At 58.7% G+C, this 496-nt stretch carries 1 protein-coding gene; it reads right to left on the bottom strand.

Annotation, left to right across the window (positions count from 1 at the left end; genetic code table 11):
• Positions 1 to 445: IS5 family transposase (locus NFX52_RS30465; RefSeq protein ID WP_252636019.1), on the bottom strand; the 445-nt coding region annotated here is incomplete at its 3' end.
• Positions 446 to 496 lie beyond the last annotated feature (51 nt).

The raw sequence follows: 496 nt of genomic DNA, 5'->3' as shown, positions 1-496 counted from the left end.
CATCCACGATGGTGCCGGTGTTGACCTTGAAGCCGCGCTCCTGCAATTGCTGGCCTACCTTGGCAAACAGGGCTTCACCCAGTTTTTGCTCATTGAGCAGTTTGCGAAACTTCAGCAGCGTGGTGGCGTCGGGCACGCGTTCGCGGCCCAGGTCAATCCCCACAAAGCGGCGCAGACTGGCACTGTCATACAGAGCCTCCTCGCACGCCAGATCGGCCAGGTTGAACCAGTGCTGAAGAAAATGGATGCGCAGCATGCGCTCAAGGCCAATGGGCGGGCGGCCGTTGCCTGCTTTGGGGTAGTGCGGCTCTATCACCTGGCACAGAGCGGCCCATGGCACTATTGTCTCCATGGTCCGCAAGAACTCTTCGCGTCGGGTGGGTTTGCGCGAATGCTCGAATCCGTTGTCTTGATCTGCGGCCATTGCCAAGGTCTGCTGCTTCATCTGCGGATAACGTTTGACCCCTCTCAATGGTGGACCTTAATCAGCGTTGCC

The organism is Acidovorax facilis (assembly GCF_023913775.1).
GTDB lineage: Bacteria > Pseudomonadota > Gammaproteobacteria > Burkholderiales > Burkholderiaceae_C > Acidovorax > Acidovorax facilis.
The sequence above is the reverse complement of the archived record's forward strand: the minus strand, read 5'-3'. Positions and strand labels throughout refer to the sequence as shown.